Source organism: Mitsuaria sp. RG (assembly GCF_028369275.1).
GTDB classification, from domain to species: Bacteria; Pseudomonadota; Gammaproteobacteria; order Pseudomonadales; family Pseudomonadaceae; genus Aquipseudomonas; species Aquipseudomonas peradeniyensis.
Genome location: NZ_JAQMYQ010000003.1, coordinates 54796 through 70121, shown reverse-complemented (window position 1 = coordinate 70121; position 15326 = coordinate 54796). Strand labels below are relative to the sequence as shown.

General features: G+C 64.4%; 13 protein-coding genes. 5 read left to right on the top strand and 8 right to left on the bottom strand.

Features of this window, described 5'->3' with window-relative positions; genetic code table 11:
- Positions 1–72: 72 nt before the first annotated feature.
- Positions 73–1254, top strand: a complete 1182-nt coding sequence (locus tag POF53_RS02820; RefSeq protein ID WP_203647668.1) for an MFS transporter — start codon at positions 73–75, stop codon at positions 1252–1254.
- 214 nt (positions 1255–1468) lie between these two features.
- Entirely contained in the window at positions 1469–4945 is a 3477-nt protein-coding gene (locus POF53_RS02815) for a hybrid sensor histidine kinase/response regulator (protein WP_498966278.1), read from the top strand.
- Here the strand turns inward: POF53_RS02815 and POF53_RS02810 are convergent.
- Entirely contained in the window at positions 4917–6389 is a 1473-nt protein-coding gene (locus tag POF53_RS02810; RefSeq protein WP_498966276.1) for a DNA recombination protein RmuC, read from the bottom strand. The genes POF53_RS02815 and POF53_RS02810 overlap by 29 nt on opposite strands.
- Positions 6390–6604: 215 nt before the next feature.
- Positions 6605–7024: a tetratricopeptide repeat protein gene (locus tag POF53_RS02805; RefSeq protein ID WP_203647670.1), complete on the bottom strand. Its 420-nt coding sequence runs from the start codon at positions 7022–7024 to the stop codon at positions 6605–6607.
- Positions 7025–7964: 940 nt separating this feature from the next.
- Here POF53_RS02805 and POF53_RS02800 point away from each other — a divergent pair.
- The 3 genes from POF53_RS02800 (at position 7965) to POF53_RS02790 (ending at position 10353) form a co-directional block, all read left to right on the top strand.
- Entirely contained in the window at positions 7965–8189 is a 225-nt protein-coding gene (locus POF53_RS02800) for a hypothetical protein (RefSeq protein WP_050704563.1), read from the top strand.
- 258 nt (positions 8190–8447) lie between these two features.
- The gene (locus POF53_RS02795; RefSeq protein WP_232856723.1) at positions 8448–8930 is read left to right on the top strand and encodes a hypothetical protein; all 483 of its coding nucleotides are present in this window, start codon (positions 8448–8450) and stop codon (positions 8928–8930) included.
- A 157-nt stretch (positions 8931–9087) separates the two neighbouring features.
- On the top strand, positions 9088–10353 hold the full coding sequence (locus POF53_RS02790; protein WP_498966273.1) for an OmpP1/FadL family transporter: 1266 nt from the start codon (positions 9088–9090) through the stop codon (positions 10351–10353).
- Between the two features lie 284 nt (positions 10354–10637).
- On the opposite strand, the gene POF53_RS02785 is transcribed toward POF53_RS02790, so the two are convergent.
- The 6 genes from POF53_RS02785 to POF53_RS02760 all read right to left on the bottom strand — a co-directional run bounded on the left by POF53_RS02785 (position 10638) and on the right by POF53_RS02760 (position 15131).
- The gene (locus POF53_RS02785; RefSeq protein ID WP_498966271.1) at positions 10638–11426 is read right to left on the bottom strand and encodes an RHS repeat-associated core domain-containing protein; all 789 of its coding nucleotides are present in this window, start codon (positions 11424–11426) and stop codon (positions 10638–10640) included.
- Between the two features lie 83 nt (positions 11427–11509).
- Entirely contained in the window at positions 11510–12061 is a 552-nt protein-coding gene (locus tag POF53_RS02780; RefSeq protein ID WP_186712762.1) for a glutathione peroxidase, read from the bottom strand.
- 46 nt (positions 12062–12107) lie between these two features.
- Positions 12108–12230, bottom strand: a complete 123-nt coding sequence (locus POF53_RS02775; RefSeq protein WP_267813785.1) for a hypothetical protein — start codon at positions 12228–12230, stop codon at positions 12108–12110.
- The gene (locus tag POF53_RS02770; protein ID WP_186712761.1) at positions 12227–13429 is read right to left on the bottom strand and encodes an MFS transporter; all 1203 of its coding nucleotides are present in this window, start codon (positions 13427–13429) and stop codon (positions 12227–12229) included. Before POF53_RS02770 ends, POF53_RS02775 begins: the two co-directional genes overlap by 4 nt.
- Positions 13430–13493: 64 nt before the next feature.
- Positions 13494–13898, bottom strand: a complete 405-nt coding sequence (locus POF53_RS02765; RefSeq protein ID WP_203647674.1) for a MarR family winged helix-turn-helix transcriptional regulator — start codon at positions 13896–13898, stop codon at positions 13494–13496.
- A gap of 42 nt (positions 13899–13940) precedes the next feature.
- Positions 13941–15131 (bottom strand): glycoside hydrolase family 5 protein, encoded by a 1191-nt coding sequence (locus POF53_RS02760; protein WP_254464765.1) that lies wholly within the window; start codon positions 15129–15131, stop codon positions 13941–13943.
- Positions 15132–15326 lie beyond the last annotated feature (195 nt).

Sequence of the window (15326 nt, the reverse complement as noted above, 5' to 3'; positions counted from 1 at the left end):
TAGCTAAAACCCCAGGCCCTGGAATATGCTTGGCGCGGTTTTCCTGATGACAATAATGACAAGGACCTGTCGATGCTCACCGCCCTCAAGCGCTACCCCAACCCGGTACGCCTGCTCCTGCTCACCACCTTTACCCTGACCATGGCGCGGGCGATCACCCTGCCTTACCTGGTGGTCTACCTGGCCGACAACTTCCAGCTTTCAGTCGGCCGTATCGGCCTGGTGATCGGCGGCGCGCTGATCGTCGCCTCGCTGCTGAGCCTGTATGGCGGGCACCTGGTCGACACCGTGCGCAACCACACCCTGGTGATCGCCAGCCTGCTGGTGTTCGCCCTGGCCTTCGTCGGCGCCATCGCCAGTCGCTCGGCCGCCCTGTTCTTTCTCTGCCTGGTGGTGATCAACCTGGCCCTGGCGCTGGTCGACATCGCCGCCAAGGCCGCCTTCTGCGCCCTGTTGCCGGTGGAGCAGCGCGCCGAGGTGTTCGCCATCAAGTACACCCTGAGCAACATCGCCTATGCCGTGGGGCCGATGCTCGGCGTGGCCCTGATCGAGGTGGACGGCCACCTGCCCTTTGTGGTCTCGGCACTCATTGGGCTTGCCATGTGCCTGGCTTACCAGCGCCTGGGCGTTCGCGACCTGCAGCCCCAGGACCGGCCGCAGCCCGGCGCCGGCTTCGGCCAGGTGGCGCTGGGCCTGCTGCGCGACCGGCGGCTGGTATGCTTCACCTTGGGCGGCGTGCTCAGCGCGGTGGTGTTCGGCCAGTTCACCGCCTACCTGTCGCAGTACCTGGTGGTGACCCGCAACCCCGCCGAGGCGGCGCGGCTGGTCGGCTACCTGGTGACCACCAACGCGGTGACGGTAATCGCCTTGCAGTACCTGATCGGCAAGCGCATCGACCGGCGCCGACTGATGCCCTGGCTGATGGCCGGCATGGGCCTGTTCGTCGCCGGGCTGCTGGGTTTTTCCCTGGCCGGCACGGCGCTGGCCTGGTGCCTGGCGATGCTGGTGTTCACCCTGGGCGAGATCATCGTGATTCCGGCCGAGTACATGTTCATCGACCTCATCGCCCCGGAGCACCTGCGCGGCATCTATTACGGCGCACAGAACCTGGGCAACCTGGGCGCGGCACTGGGGCCGGTGCTGGTGGGCGTCGCGCTCGGGCACCTGGTGCCGGTGGCGGTGTTCTATCTGCTGATCGGGTCGGTGATACTGGCCGGTGTGTTCTACTGGCTGGGGACGCGCCGAGCTGAGTGATGCCATCGCGGGGCAAGTCGCATCGGCGCACCGCCGCTCCCACGCCCAAGGGCAGCTCGACATTCGTGGGAGCGGCGGTGCGCCGATGCGACTTGCCCCGCGATGGTCCCTGCGACGTCCTGCCACTGCGACCATGGTCGGCGCTGACGAACCGCGCCCTGCGTGCCAGACTGATTGATCGGGACCGCGTTTCTATTTTTGCTCCGGAGTTTGCATGTCGTTGTCCAGCGGGCTGATCGCCGTGGTCGCCCTGGTCTACATGGCCATCATGTTCGCCATCGCCTTCTATGGCGACCGCCGCAGCACGCCGTTGCCGCCGCGCCTGCGCGCCTGGGTTTACAGCCTGTCGCTGGCGGTGTACTGCACCAGCTGGACCTTCTTCGGCGCGGTCGGCCAGGCCGCCGAACAATTGTGGGCGTTCCTGCCCATCTACCTGGGTCCGGTGCTGCTGCTGATCTTCGCGCCCTGGGTGCTGCAGAAGATGGTGCTGATCAGCAAGCAGCAGAACATCACCTCGATCGCCGACTTCATCGCCGCCCGCTACGGCAAGTCGCAGACCCTGGCGGTGGTGGTGGCGCTGATCTGCCTGGTCGGCGTGCTGCCTTACATCGCCCTGCAGCTCAAGGGCATCGTGCTGGGGGTGAACCTGTTGATCGGCGCCAACGCCGATGCCACCGGCAGCCGGGTGCAGGACACCGCGCTGGTGGTGTCGCTGGTGCTGGCGCTGTTCGCCATCGTCTTCGGCACCCGCAGCCTGGACGTCACCGAGCACCACCGTGGCATGGTCCTGGCGATCGCCTTCGAGTCGCTGGTCAAGCTGCTGGCCTTCCTCGCCGTGGGCGCCTTCGTGGTGTTCAACCTGTATGACGGCTTCGACGACCTGTTCACCCAGGCCCGGCAGTCGGTGCACCTGAACGATTATTGGGAAGAAACCATCAACTGGCCGTCGATGGTGGTGCAGACCGCCGTGGCGATGATGGCGATCATCTGCCTGCCGCGGCAGTTCCACGTCACCGTGGTGGAGAACATCGAGCCCCAGGACATGCGCCTGGCGCGCTGGGTGTTCCCGCTGTACCTGGCCCTGGCCGCGCTGTTCGTGGTGCCCATCGCCCTGGCCGGGCAGATGCTGCTGCCGGGCACGGTGATCTCCGACTCGTTCGTGATCAGCCTGCCACTGGCCGAGGCCCACCCGAGCCTGGCCCTGCTGGCGTTCATCGGCGGCGCCTCGGCGGCCACAGGCATGGTCATCGTCGAGGCCGTGGCGCTGTCGACCATGGTCTCCAACGACATGCTGCTGCCCTGGCTGCTGCGACGCAACAACGCCGAGCGGCCTTTCGAGGTGTTCCGCCACTGGATGCTGTCGGTGCGCCGGGTGACCATCGTGGTCATCCTGCTGCTGGCCTACGTCAGCTACCGCCTGCTCGGCTCCACCGCGAGCCTGGCGACCATCGGCCAGATCGCCTTCGCCGCGGTGACCCAGCTGACCCCGGCGATGCTCGGCGCGCTGTACTGGAAACAGGCCAACCGCCGCGGCGTGTTCGCCGGCCTGGCCGCCGGCATCTTCCTGTGGTTCTACACCCTGGTGCTGCCGATCGCCGCCCACAGCCTGGGCTGGTCGCTGCAGCTGTTCCCAGGGCTGGCCTGGCTGCACGGCAACCCGCTCAACCTGCCGATCACCCCGCTCACCCAGGGCGTGGTGCTGTCGCTGGCGGGCAACTTCACCCTGTTCGCCTGGGTCTCGATCCTCTCCCGTACACGGGTTTCCGAGCACTGGCAGGCCGGGCGCTTCATCGGCCAGCAGACCAGCGCCCGCCCTTCCAGCAAACCCCTGCTGGCGGTGCAGATCGACGACCTGCTCAAGCTTGCCGCGCGCTTCGTCGGCGAGGAGCGCGCCCGGCAAAGCTTCATCCGCTTCGCCTACCGCCAGGGCAAGGGTTTCAACCCCAACCAGAACGCCGACGGCGACTGGATCGAGCACACCGAGCGGCTGCTGGCCGGCGTGCTCGGCACCTCCTCGACCCGCGCCGTGGTCAAGGCTGCCATCGAAGGCCGCGACATGCAGCTCGAGGACGTGGTGCGCATCGCCGACGAAGCCAGCGAGGTGCTGCAGTTCAACCGCGCGCTGCTGCAGGGCGCCATCGAGAACATCAACCAGGGCATCAGCGTGGTCGACCAGAACCTGCGCCTGGTGGCCTGGAACCGGCGTTACCTGGAGCTGTTCAACTACCCCGACGGGCTGATCAGCGTCGGCCGACCGATTGCCGACATCATCCGCTACAACGCCGAGCGCGGCCTGTGCGGCCCGGGCGAGGCCCAGGTGCATGTGGCGCGGCGCCTGCACTGGATGCGCCAGGGCCGGGCCCACTCCTCCGAACGGCTGTTCCCCAATGGCCGGGTGATCGAGCTGATCGGCAACCCGATGCCCGGCGGCGGCTTCGTCATGAGCTTCACCGACATCACCCCGTTCCGCGAGGCCGAGCAAGCCCTGCGCGATTCCAACGAAGGCCTGGAACAACGCGTCGCCGAACGTACCCACGAACTGTCGCAGCTCAACCAGGCGCTGACCGAGGCCAAGAGCCGCGCCGAGGCGGTCAGCCAGTCCAAGACCCGCTTCCTCGCCGCCGTCAGCCACGACCTGATGCAACCGCTCAACGCCGCCCGGCTGTTCTCCGCCGCCTTGTCGCAACAGGCCGAGGCCATGAACGACGAGGCCCGGCAGCTGGTGCAGCACATGGACAGCTCGCTGCGCTCGGCCGAGGAGCTGATCAGCGACCTGCTCGACATCTCGCGCCTGGAGAACGGCAAGGTCACCCCCGACATCAAACCCTTCGCCCTCAACGAGCTGTTCGATACCCTCGGCGCCGAGTTCAAGGTGCTGGCCGCCGAAAAAGGCCTGGAGTTCCGCCTGCGCGGCAGCCGCCTGCGGGTGGACAGCGACATCAAGCTGCTGCGCCGGGTGCTGCAGAACTTCCTCACCAACGCCCTGCGCTACGGCAAGAGCCCGCTGCTGCTGGGCGCACGGCGCCAGGGCGAACGCCTGTGGCTGGAGGTGTGGGACCGCGGCCCGGGCATCGCCGACGACAAGCTGCAGGTGATCTTCCAGGAGTTCAAGCGCCTGGACAGCCACCAGACCCGCGCCGAGAAAGGCCTGGGCCTGGGCCTGGCGATCGCCGACGGCCTGTGCCGGGTGCTCGGGCATTCGCTGGAGGTGCGCTCCTGGCCGGGCAAGGGCAGCGTGTTCCGCGTCAGCGTGCCCATCGCCCACAGCCCCGCGCCCGCGACGCCCGCCCCCGTGGAGCAGGCCGGGCAGCCGCTGGCCGGGCTGCAGGTGCTGTGCGTGGACAACGAGGACAGCATCCTGATCGGCATGAACAGCCTGCTCAGCCGTTGGGGTTGCCAGGTGTGGACGGCGCGTAACCAGACCGAATGCGAGGCCCTGCTCGGCAAGGGCCTGCGCCCGCACCTGGCGCTGGTGGACTACCACCTGGATGACGGCGAGACCGGCACCGGGCTGATGGGCTGGCTACGGACGCGCCTGGGCGAGCCGGTGCCCGGGGTGGTGATCAGCGCTGACGGACGCAACGAGACCATCGCCCTGGTGCATGCCGCGGGCCTGGACTACCTGGCCAAGCCGGTCAAGCCAGCGGCCCTGCGCGCCCTGCTCAATCGGCATCTGAGCCTGGTTCAGTAAGCGCTTCGTCGGCCAGGGCGCGCTCGATCAGCTCGGCGGGCAGGCTCTTGCTGGCCCGGGCACCGAGCAGCTTGAGCTGCTCGCTGCGGCTGACCAGGTTGCCGCGCCCCTCGCACAACTTGTTGCGCGCCGCGGCGTAGGCCTTGTCCACCTGGGCCAGGCGCGCGCCGAGCTCGTCCAGGTCCTGGATGAACAGCACGAACTTGTCGTACAGCCAGCCGGCGCGCTCGGCGATCTCCCGGGCGTTCTGCCCCTGGCGTTCCTGCTTCCACAGGCTGTCGATCACCCGCAGGGTAGCGAGCAGGGTGGTAGGGCTGACGATCACGATCTGCCGGTCGAAGGCCTCCTGGAACAGGTTAGGCTCGGCCTGCAGCGCCGCCGAGAAGGCCGCCTCGATGGGCACGAACAGCAGCACGAAGTCGAGGCTGTGCAAGCCCTCGAGGCGGTTGTAGTCCTTGCTCGACAAGCCCTTGACGTGGTTGCGCAACGACTGCACATGCTGCTTGAGCGCGGCTTCGTCGTTGTTGCCGACGAACTGCTGGTAGGCCGTCAGGCTGACCTTGGCGTCCACCACCACCTGCTTGTCGCCCGGCAGCATGATCAGTACATCGGGCTGGAAGCGCTCGCCGTCGGCGCTGCGCAGGCTGACCTGGGTCTGGTACTCGCGGCCCTTCTCCAGGCCCGCGTGCTCCAGCACCCGCTCCAGGATCAGCTCGCCCCAGTTGCCCTGGGTCTTCTGGCCCTTGAGCGCCTGGGTGAGGTTGGTGGCCTCGTCGGACAGGCGCAGGTTGAGCTGCTGCAGGCGCTCGAGCTCCTTGCCCAGGGAGAAGCGTTCGCGGGCCTCCTGCTGGTAGCTTTCCTCGACGCGCTTCTCGAACGCCTGGATACGCTCCTTGAGCGGATCGAGCAATTGCCCCAGGTGCTGCTGGCTGGTCTGGGCGAAGCGTTGTTCGCGCTCGTCGAAGATCTTGGTGGCCAGGTCGGCGAACTGCGCGCGCAGGGTGTCGCGGGCCTCCTGCAGGTCCTCGAGGCGTTGCTGGTGGCTCTCCTGCTGTTCACGCAGCTCGGCCTCCAGGCGTGCGGTTTGGGCCTCGAGGCGACGCAGCTCGGCCTCGCGGTTGGCGCGCTCGAGGTGCCAGGCATGGGCGGCGTCACGGGCGTTGTCGCGGTCGATCTGCAGCAGTTCCAGTTCACGGCCCTGGGCGGCCAGTTGGGTCTGCTTGACGGTGTTGGCCTCGCTGAGGTCGCTGACCTCGTCGCGGCTGGCCTCCAACTGCGCCTGCAGGCCGGCCTGGGTCAACTGGGCGGCATTCAGGCGCTCCTCGAGCAAAGCCTGCTCGGCCTTGCGCGCGCCCTGGCCGCGCTGCACCTGCATGACCCAGCCCAGGCAGGGCACGGCGCCCGCCACCAAGCCCAGCAGAATGCTGGTCAGATCCACTGTCATGCTTACCCCGATCGAACATTGACGAATGCTGCGCAGCTTATCAGCCTGGTGGCAGGGCTGCCTGGTCAGTGCCCCCTGTAGGAGCGGCCTTGTGCCGCGAAAGGGCCGTGCAACGGCCCCGGGGTTCGGTGTTGACGCAAAGATCGCCGGGGCCGCTGTGCGGCCCTTTCGCGGCACAAGGTCGCTCCTACAGGGGGACGCGAGGATCGATACCCCTAACCACCGAACCACTGGCGCAACAACCGCCGCGCCTCCTGCGAGCCCTGCCCCGCCGCCAGCTCCAACCAGTAGCGGGCCTGCTCCGGCTCCTGGGACTGGCACAACCGGCCATATTCCAACTGGGCCCGCCGATCACCGGCACGGGCCGCCTGGCGCAGCAATTCATGGCCGATACGCCGGTCGCGGGCATTGCCGCAGTCGCGGCAGAGCATCTGCCCCAAGCGGCTCTGGGCCACCACCACGCCCTGGCGCGCGGGCTGCTTGAGCATGCGCCCGGCCAGGTGCTTGACGCTGGGCTTGTCGCCCAGGCGTGGGCTGTCGAGCAGCCACAGGGCCACTTTCAGGGAAAAGCGCTTGGGGGAAGGCAGCGATGGCGAGGCATCAGGACTGGCGAGGTGTTTACCGCGAAGCTTCATGACCAACAGCAAGGGTGACTCGAGAGGCGCGCCACTCTACTCCATTTTTCGTGGTCTGGCCCGGGCGACCTTCGGCTGATCGACATTTTTTTCCATGATTTTTTCTTGACGTTTTCCCAGGGAAAATGCCCATGCCACCTCAATCCACCGATTGTCGGACAATCGATGAAACAGCTGGCACGCCCGTCCTAGAGCAAGCGCCCGGGACAATCCACAGAACCTGTGGATAACTCGGTGGACAACCCCTTGAGGCAGCCCGCAAACCCCTGTGAAATGGGGCTTTCGCTCAAACTGTCGATTTTTTCACCAGCAAAAATTAGTGTTTTTTTTCATTGACTTAAGCCCCCAGTCAAGTCATTGGCGAGCCGTCCACAGGATGTTGCAGGAGGGTTACAACTGTTCAGCCGAGTGTGTACAAGTGCACCAACAAACGGCAGCACGGTGCACGAAAACGGTACAGCCGGGCGATTGCCGGGGCATTTCCCCCTCTTCACAGCAGGCGCGATTGACGACATAATGATCGGCTTCCCGCCAGAATGCCAAAAGCTTGCCAACCCCGAAATGTTCGTGTAGGGTTGCGCCCTGTTAGTACCCAGCTGAAGTCATTCTGGCCACTCAGTCCCCGCAGCCCACCGCTCGACAACGAGCAGGCACTGCCCCATCGGGACCGGCCCATTCGATGATTCACTCGGCAGACCTTGCCCAGCACGAATCACGTTTCAGATTGATCAGGATCTTCCCCGACGCCCAGAACCCTGGTGTCGGTGTGCTGCCTGCCTTCTGTCGTACCTACCAGTCAGCCCAGCGCCCACCTATTGCATGCGCCCCTCTGGCTGCCCTGTTCCAGTCAGGTTCTGCGTCTCCTTAATAAAGACGTCACTGGAACGTTTCTATTGTGCACGGATCAAACACCGTGTCTTACGCAGGAACATCCAACAATATGAGTAACCATCAACAGATCCAGGCTGCCTTTGGCACCCTTTCCCAGGCCTTCGCCCCACTGAAGTGCCTTATCGTTGCCCCACGCAAGGGCAGCTTCAGCTTCACCCTGGTCGACGAGCATGGCATCGCCTGCCACAGCGAGCGGCTCTACCCGGAACAATACAACCGGGCCGAACCGCTGCAGGCAGTGATCGAGCGCACCCGCCAGTCGCTGACCGCATGAACGAATGGCGGGTGATTCACGCCATGAATACGCCATGCAAAACCCAGCCTGAAGGCAATTGGCCTAATCGCCAGCGGGCATATGCCCCGCGCCTTCGGGCTGCAATCGATTTAAAAACAGCCCTTTACACCACAGTTATCACACTACACTTCAACTCGAGCGGCTCCTGCCGCTTCCGGCGGGCCTGACCACTCACCAGCTGCCAAGCTCCAGCGCCCGTCGGCCCTTTCCAGCAGAGGGCATCCAGCAGAGGGCATCATGGGCATCGCTGCGAACGAGTTGAGTCGATATGTGATCCGGCCGACCCTGGTCTACCTGGGTCGTCACTGCGACAGCGCAGAAGCTTTGTTACTGGGCGTTGCCGCAAGCCAGTCTGCGCTGGGGGCCGCCCTGCATGACCGACGCGGCCATGGGCTCTACAGGATCGGTGGGAATCGTCACCGCTGCCTGTGGGACGAATACCTGGCCCGCGACCCCGAACTGGCCAGCCTGGTACGTGGCCTGGCCAGCCAGCACGCCTTCCTGGGCGGCCCGCACCTCGAGCTGACCGTCAACCTGCGCTACGCCACTGCCATCGCCTGGATGCTCATCGAAGAGCAGGCCATGCCGTTGCCGGCGGCCGACGATCTGCTGGGCCTGGCGCGGATCTGGCGGCAGACCTTCCAGCCCCAGGGGCGCCTGCGGGATTTCACTCAGGCCTGGCAACACTGTATCGAGCCAATGCTCACCCCAGCCTCCTGAGCCAACACGTCCTACAACCGGAATAAACGGAATTTTGGTCGGATTGTCCTACAAAACCGCTCTATCTCCTGTGTTTCAGCCTATGGCGCAGCGCGGCATTTGTTGGTAGCTTTTCGCCCCGGAGATCCCAAGGAGTTTTCTAATAATGAAAAAAGTTATGCTCAAAACCTCTCTCGGCATTGCCGTTGCCCTCGCTTCCAGCCAATTGCTCGCCAGCGGCTTTGCCCTGAACGAACAGAGCGTCAGCGGCATGGGGACAGGTTTCGCGGGTCGTTCTTCTTCTGCCGAAGATGCCAGCACCGTGTATGGCAACCCGGCGGGCATGGCCCGCCTGAAGCGCGACCAGATGACCGTCGGTGGTGCCGCGGTCATCGCCAAGTCCGATATTTCCGGACGCGGCAGTAACAAAGGGGGGGAAATGGACGGTGACATGGTGCCCGTGGTCGGCGTGCCGATGGGTTACTACGTCAAGTCCATCGATGACCACTGGAGCGTCGGTTTCGGCGTCTACGTGCCGTTCGGCCTGGTCACCGACTACGGTAGCGACGATGCCGCGCGCTACTGGGGCAAGAAGAGCCATGTCGAGGTCGTGACCTTCCAGCCGACCGTGAGCTATGCGTTCAACGACAAGGTCTCGATCGGCTTCGGCCCGACCATCAACCGCATCAAGGGCGAGCTGGGTTCGAACCTGGCCAGTATCTCGCCGCTGCGTCCGGCTGATGGCGAGGTGAAGATCAAGGGCGACGACACCGCCGTCGGCTACAACATCGGTGTCCTGGTGCAGGCCACCGACCGCACCCGCGTCGGCCTGACCTACCACTCGATGGTCGACTACAAGCTCGAAGGCAAGACCAAGGTCAGCTACCCGCTGCTCGGCCTGGACGGCAACAAGTTCGATGCCACCCTGAAGATCAAGACCCCCGAGTCGGTGGACTTCTCGGTCACCCACGAACTGGACGACCAGTGGACCCTGTACGCAGGCAGCACCTGGACCCGCTGGAGCCGCCTGGAAAACATCACGGTCAACAACGAAGTGCCGGCAGGCCCTGCCGGGCAGTTCAAGACCATCAACGAGGAACAGAACTGGCACGACACCTGGGCTCACGCCATCGGCGCCTCCTACAAGGTGAACAAGGAGTGGGTCCTGCGCACCGGTTTCTCGGTTGACCAGTCGCCGACCAACAACACCAACCGCTCCCCGCGCATCCCTACTGGTGATCGCAAGATTTTCAGCATCGGTGCCGGCTGGAGCCCGACCGACGACATGACCATCGACGTGGCCTACTCCTACCTGTGGGAAGAAGACACCAAGGTCAACAACCAGCCGCACAGCGCGACGGAAGCTGGCCTCAAGGGCAGCTACCAGGCCAAGTACGAAAACAGCGCCCACGGCGTTGGTGCTTCGCTGACCTACCGCTTCTGAGTGGCACCCGCTGCATGAAAAAACCGCCCTTGTGGCGGTTTTTTCATGCTACACCCAACATTGCTCGCCCAGGCATCGCCGCGCACCCGCACGTTGGTCGTCAGGGCAAAGCGGCCGACCAGGCACAGGTGGACATCCATGGACTCGGTCTGGGCGTAGGCCTGACGTTATACTTACACAGGAGCAGATACCCCCTCAGACCAAAGCAATATTGTCGCGCGATGCCAGCTATACCGAGATGTGACCTCACCATCCCACAATCAAACATCGCCAACGCCAATCAATTAAACCGTTAAATTTTCACCGAAATTATCCGGAGTAGTTGCTGATTCTCCACCCGTATCACGAAGAATCGTCGTCAACTCTACAGGCTGAGCTATTTCCCCTGTTCGATCCGAAACGCCAAAACCTGGATAGTATTTTTTGTTATTTTTGAATGCAACAATCCTCGCAGGAATCGCTAGTGCATTCATCATGATCACACCTCGTGCAGTCATACCTTTCTGCGCTTTATCACGATTTGTTCCAGGATAGGCCGATTTAGGCGCCACGCCGGAAAGTACAGCAAACGAAACTACATCAGTGGCTCCTGTATAAATAGTCACCCCGGCCTGAAGAGCTATCTGCGAAATTGTTGGCGCATTATCTCCCCCCTTTGCTCGCGCGATCGTCATATTGATAGCCGCCGCCCCTTCTGCCAGCGTCAGCGGACTCAGCACTCCACCAACCGTCGCAGCAGCTTTGGCCGCAAAGATAAACCCATCAATACGCCCATTACGATCCTCGCGATTGATCGGATCCCCACTGCAATATGCATATGCATTGATACCGCCATCTCCAAACGGACTCAGCCGATCAGGAGAGTGGAATCGTTTCAATAAAGGATCATAAGTCCGGTGCCCATTCCCCGGAGAATAGTTACCCGTCAGCACCTCACAAGGCATCCCACAATAGGCCAATCGGGGGCCGGCAACCTGCGGCAACGCGCCATAGGGTGTATAGCGCCTGCCCACCTGGCCATCACCAAGCACCGATTGCTGCCAGTCACACATTGCAAGATAGGTAGTCGACATGTCAGACCCAACCGAGCGGTAGATGCCGACAACCTAACATCTGCTCGACCAGCGAATAACTGGCAAAAATGCCAGGTACCCCCTCAAGGCTGCGAAGCAATCGCCTTGTCGATCGCCGCCCTGAACGCCGGATCATCCGGCTTGGTCAGGCTGGAGAAGTTGCCGATCACCTTGCCCTTGCGGTCCACCACATACTTGTAGAAATTCCACTTCGGCGCGCTGCTCTGCCGGGCCAGCTCGACGAACAGCGGGATCGCGTCCTTGCCGCGCACCGGCTGGGCCTTGGTCATGGTGAAGGTCACGCCGTAGTTGGCGTAACAGACCTTGGCGGTCTTGTCGCTGTCGGCGTCTTCCTGCTTGAAGTCGTTGGACGGCACGCCGAGCATTTCCAGGCCCTGTTCGTGGTAGTCCTTGTAGGTCGCCTCGAGTCCTTCGAACTGCGGGGCGAAGCCGCAGTAGCTGGCGGTGTTGATCACCACCAGCGGCTTGCCGGCGAAGCGCTGGCACAGGTCGATCTGCTCCTTGCCACGCAGCTCCGGCAGGCTGCCCTGGAGCAGTGCCGGGCAGTCGGCTGCCCAGCTCGAAGTGGCGGCGGCCAGGGCCAGCAGGGGGAGGGTCAGCCAGCGGGCATGCATGATAGCGGTCTCCTGCACATGATTCCTTGAATGTGCAGGGTAGCGCTTAACACAGGCTCATGCCCAACTGCATCAACGCCAGCCCGCCCTTGTGCCAGCCCCACCACACCAACGCCAGCACCAGCACGGCGGCGACCAGCATCAGGCCACGCCCGAGCAGGCGGTTCATGCGGCCTGGGCCTGCAGACGGGCGACCGGGCGTTCACGCACTGGCCAGTTGAGGGCCGCGGCCAGCAGGCTGAGCAGGATCGAGATCTGCCATACCAGGTCGTAGCTGCCGGTCTGGTCATAGACCACCCCGCCCAGCCAGCCACCCAGGAACGCGCCCAACTGGTGGAACAGGAACACAATGCCGCCGAGCATCGACAGGTTGCGCACGCCAAACAGCGTGGCCACGGTGCCATTGGTCAGCGGCACCGTGGACAGCCACAGCAGGCCCATGGCAATGCCGAACAGGTAGGCGCTGAACTGGGTCACCGGCGCCCAGAGGAACAGCACGATGACCACGGCGCGCAGCAGGTACAGGCCGGTCAGCAGGCGCGGCTTGGACATGCGCCCGCCGAGCCAGCCGGCGGTATAGGTGCCGACGATATTGAACAGGCCGACCAGCGCCAGCACGGTGGTGCCGGTGATCGCCGGCAGGTGCTGGTCGACCAGGTAGGCCGGCAGGTGCACGCCGATGAACACCACCTGGAAGCCGCAGACGAAAAAGCCCAGCGCCAACAGCCAGAAGCCGGAGTGCGAACAGGCCTCGCGCAGCGCCTGGCCGAGGCTCTGCTCGGCGCCATGGCTGGGCAGCGGTCGATCACGCAGCATACCTACGAACGGCACGATCAGCGCCACCATCAGGCCCAGCACCAGCAAGGCCGCCGACCAGCCCAGCCACTGGATCAGGCCGAGGGTGCCGGGGAGCATGGCGAACTGGCCGAAGGAGCCGGCGGCGCTGGCGATGCCCATGGCCATGCTGCGTTTCTCCGGCGGCACGGCGCGCCCGACCACGCCAAGGATCACCGAGAACGAAGTGCCGGACAGGCCGATGCCGATCAGCAGGCCGGCACTCAGCGACAGCGACCAGGCCGAGTCGGCCATGCCCATCATCACCAGTCCGGCGGTGTAGAGGATGCCGCCGATCACCACCACCTTGGCCGCGCCCAGACGGTCGGCCAGGGCGCCGGTGAACGGCTGGGCCAGGCCCCAGATCAGGTTCTGCAGGGCGATGGCGAAGGCGAACACCTCACGACCCCAGCCGAATTCGGCACTCATCGGCGCCAGGAACAGGCCGAAACCATGTCGCACCCCCAGCGACAACGCCAGGATCAGCGCCGCCCCCACAAGTACCCAACCGCTGCTCCGCCAAAGGGAAGTCATTGTCGTTGTCTCCAGCCCATCGCAAGGTTGATACGGGTATATACCCGCTTTCTATCGTGGTCGTTCAGGCAAGCTGCTCCAGCAAGCGCACCAACTCGTCACGCTGGCTTTCACCCAGTCGCTCCACCAACTGCCTCTGAGCCTGCTGCCAGGCCGGGTAGGCGGCGTCCAGGCGCGCCCTGCCCGCTTCGCTCAGCAGCACCACGCGGTTACGCTGGTCGTCGCCGTCGGCAAGACGCACCAGGCCATCGGCCTCGAGCACCTTGAGGTTGCGGCCCAGGGTGCTACGCTCCAGGCCCATGGCCTCGGCCAGGCAGGTGATGCTGGGGCGATCGAGGCGCTGCACATGGCGCAGCAGGGAAAACTGGGCGACATTGATGCCGAAGCCGGCAAGCGCCTCGTCGTAATGCCGGCTCACCCCACGGGCGGCGCGACGCAGATGGGTGCAGATGCATTCACTGGTCAGCATGGTTACGTGTATATACCCGCATTATGGATGTTGCAAGAAATTTCACGGTATCGGTTTAGGTAGCAGGCGCTGGCGGATCGGCTCGAACTCGGCCGTGGCCTTGCGCGGCAAAGGGTCCGGCGCGGCGTTTTCGATGGCTTGCCAATAACGCCACGGCACCTTGGCCGATCCCAGTTCGTAGTCCATGCCATCCCAACTGTCCTCGCGGAAGCTGTAGAAGGCCCAATGCAATTGCTGGCGATCCAGCACCGCGAGCACATCCTCCAGGTATTGTCGGCACCCGGGCAACCGACGCATGCAGCCAAACTCCCCCACCACAAGGCGCGAACGCGGCAACTTGATCGAATCGGCCCAATCCACCGGCTGTTGCAGATAGCGGGCGACCTGCTCGGCATCCCACTGCCGGGTCTGCCCGGCAAACGGCACAGGCCCCGGATAGGCGAAAGGTTGCTCGCGAGCAAGATTAGGCGCACTGGTGGCGGCATAGGGTTCGTACATGTGCACGCTGTACAGCACACGCTCATCCGCCAACGCCTTGGGCCAGTAGCCGAAGGCATCGGCGGCGGCGTACCAGCCGGCATCGACCATGACCGGCGTCTTGCCGTCGACCTTGCGGATCGCCGCCAGCAACTGCCGATAGAGCGCCGGCAGGTCACGCGCCCCGCCCTGCTCGCGGGCGTACCACTGCTTCATCCGATCGAGGTCGGCGTGCTCGGCCAGGTTTCCCTGTTTCTCTGGAGCGGGCTCGTTGATGAGGTTGTACGCGGCAACAGCCGGGTGGTCCTTGAGGGCCTGGGCAACGTCTCGCCAGAAACGGGCGGACTGGGTCCAGTAACGCTTGTCCTGCCAAAGCCTGTCGTCGAAGCGGTTCTGGTTGTTCTGCGCCCAGCGCATGCCGGGGAGCGACAGCGGCGTGATGACCACCTTGAGGCCGGCGGCGTGGGCGCGGTCCAGCACCGCGATGAGCTGCTTCAGGTCGGCGTCGGCCAGGCCCTGGTAATCGTCGGCGTTGCCCAGCAGGAAGTCGCGTTCGGCCGGGTGCCATTTATCGTAGGAGAGGCGTACCCAGCTGGCGCCGTAGCCTTTCAGCGCATCGAAGTAGGCCTGGTCCGGGGGCAGGCGGTTGAAGCTGTTGCCGCCGTGGCGGGGGGTGTTCCAGAAATCGATCAGGTCGGCGGCGGTGGCGGGTATGGCGGCAAGGGCCAGCAGGCTGGCGAGTATCCAGGGGTGCATGGCGGGGGCTCCTGATATTTGGAGGGGCGAACGAGGATAGCCGCATTACGTGGGGATGGTTTCCGAGATCCATGCAGGACACGTCCGCTTTCTGTAGGAGCGGCCTTGTGCCGCGAAAGGGCCGCAAAGCGGCCCCGGCGATCATTGCATTAACGCTGAAATCCTGGGGTCGCTAGGCGGCCCTTTCGCGGCACA

Excerpts from the sequence above, each read along its gene's own strand:
- POF53_RS02820 (WP_203647668.1), top strand. The coding sequence starts at position 73 with ATGCTCACCGCCCTCAAGCGCTACCCCAACCCGGTACGCCTGCTCCTG.
- POF53_RS02815 (WP_498966278.1), top strand. The coding sequence starts at position 1,469 with ATGTCGTTGTCCAGCGGGCTGATCGCCGTGGTCGCCCTGGTCTACATG.
- POF53_RS02810 (WP_498966276.1), bottom strand. The coding sequence starts at position 6,389 with ATGACAGTGGATCTGACCAGCATTCTGCTGGGCTTGGTGGCGGGCGCC.
- POF53_RS02805 (WP_203647670.1), bottom strand. The coding sequence starts at position 7,024 with ATGAAGCTTCGCGGTAAACACCTCGCCAGTCCTGATGCCTCGCCATCG.
- POF53_RS02800 (WP_050704563.1), top strand. The coding sequence starts at position 7,965 with ATGAGTAACCATCAACAGATCCAGGCTGCCTTTGGCACCCTTTCCCAG.
- POF53_RS02795 (WP_232856723.1), top strand. The coding sequence starts at position 8,448 with ATGGGCATCGCTGCGAACGAGTTGAGTCGATATGTGATCCGGCCGACC.
- POF53_RS02790 (WP_498966273.1), top strand. The coding sequence starts at position 9,088 with ATGCTCAAAACCTCTCTCGGCATTGCCGTTGCCCTCGCTTCCAGCCAA.
- POF53_RS02785 (WP_498966271.1), bottom strand. The coding sequence starts at position 11,426 with ATGTCGACTACCTATCTTGCAATGTGTGACTGGCAGCAATCGGTGCTT.
- POF53_RS02780 (WP_186712762.1), bottom strand. The coding sequence starts at position 12,061 with ATGCATGCCCGCTGGCTGACCCTCCCCCTGCTGGCCCTGGCCGCCGCC.
- POF53_RS02775 (WP_267813785.1), bottom strand. The coding sequence starts at position 12,230 with ATGAACCGCCTGCTCGGGCGTGGCCTGATGCTGGTCGCCGCCGTGCTG.
- POF53_RS02770 (WP_186712761.1), bottom strand. The coding sequence starts at position 13,429 with ATGACTTCCCTTTGGCGGAGCAGCGGTTGGGTACTTGTGGGGGCGGCG.
- POF53_RS02765 (WP_203647674.1), bottom strand. The coding sequence starts at position 13,898 with ATGCTGACCAGTGAATGCATCTGCACCCATCTGCGTCGCGCCGCCCGT.
- POF53_RS02760 (WP_254464765.1), bottom strand. The coding sequence starts at position 15,131 with ATGCACCCCTGGATACTCGCCAGCCTGCTGGCCCTTGCCGCCATACCC.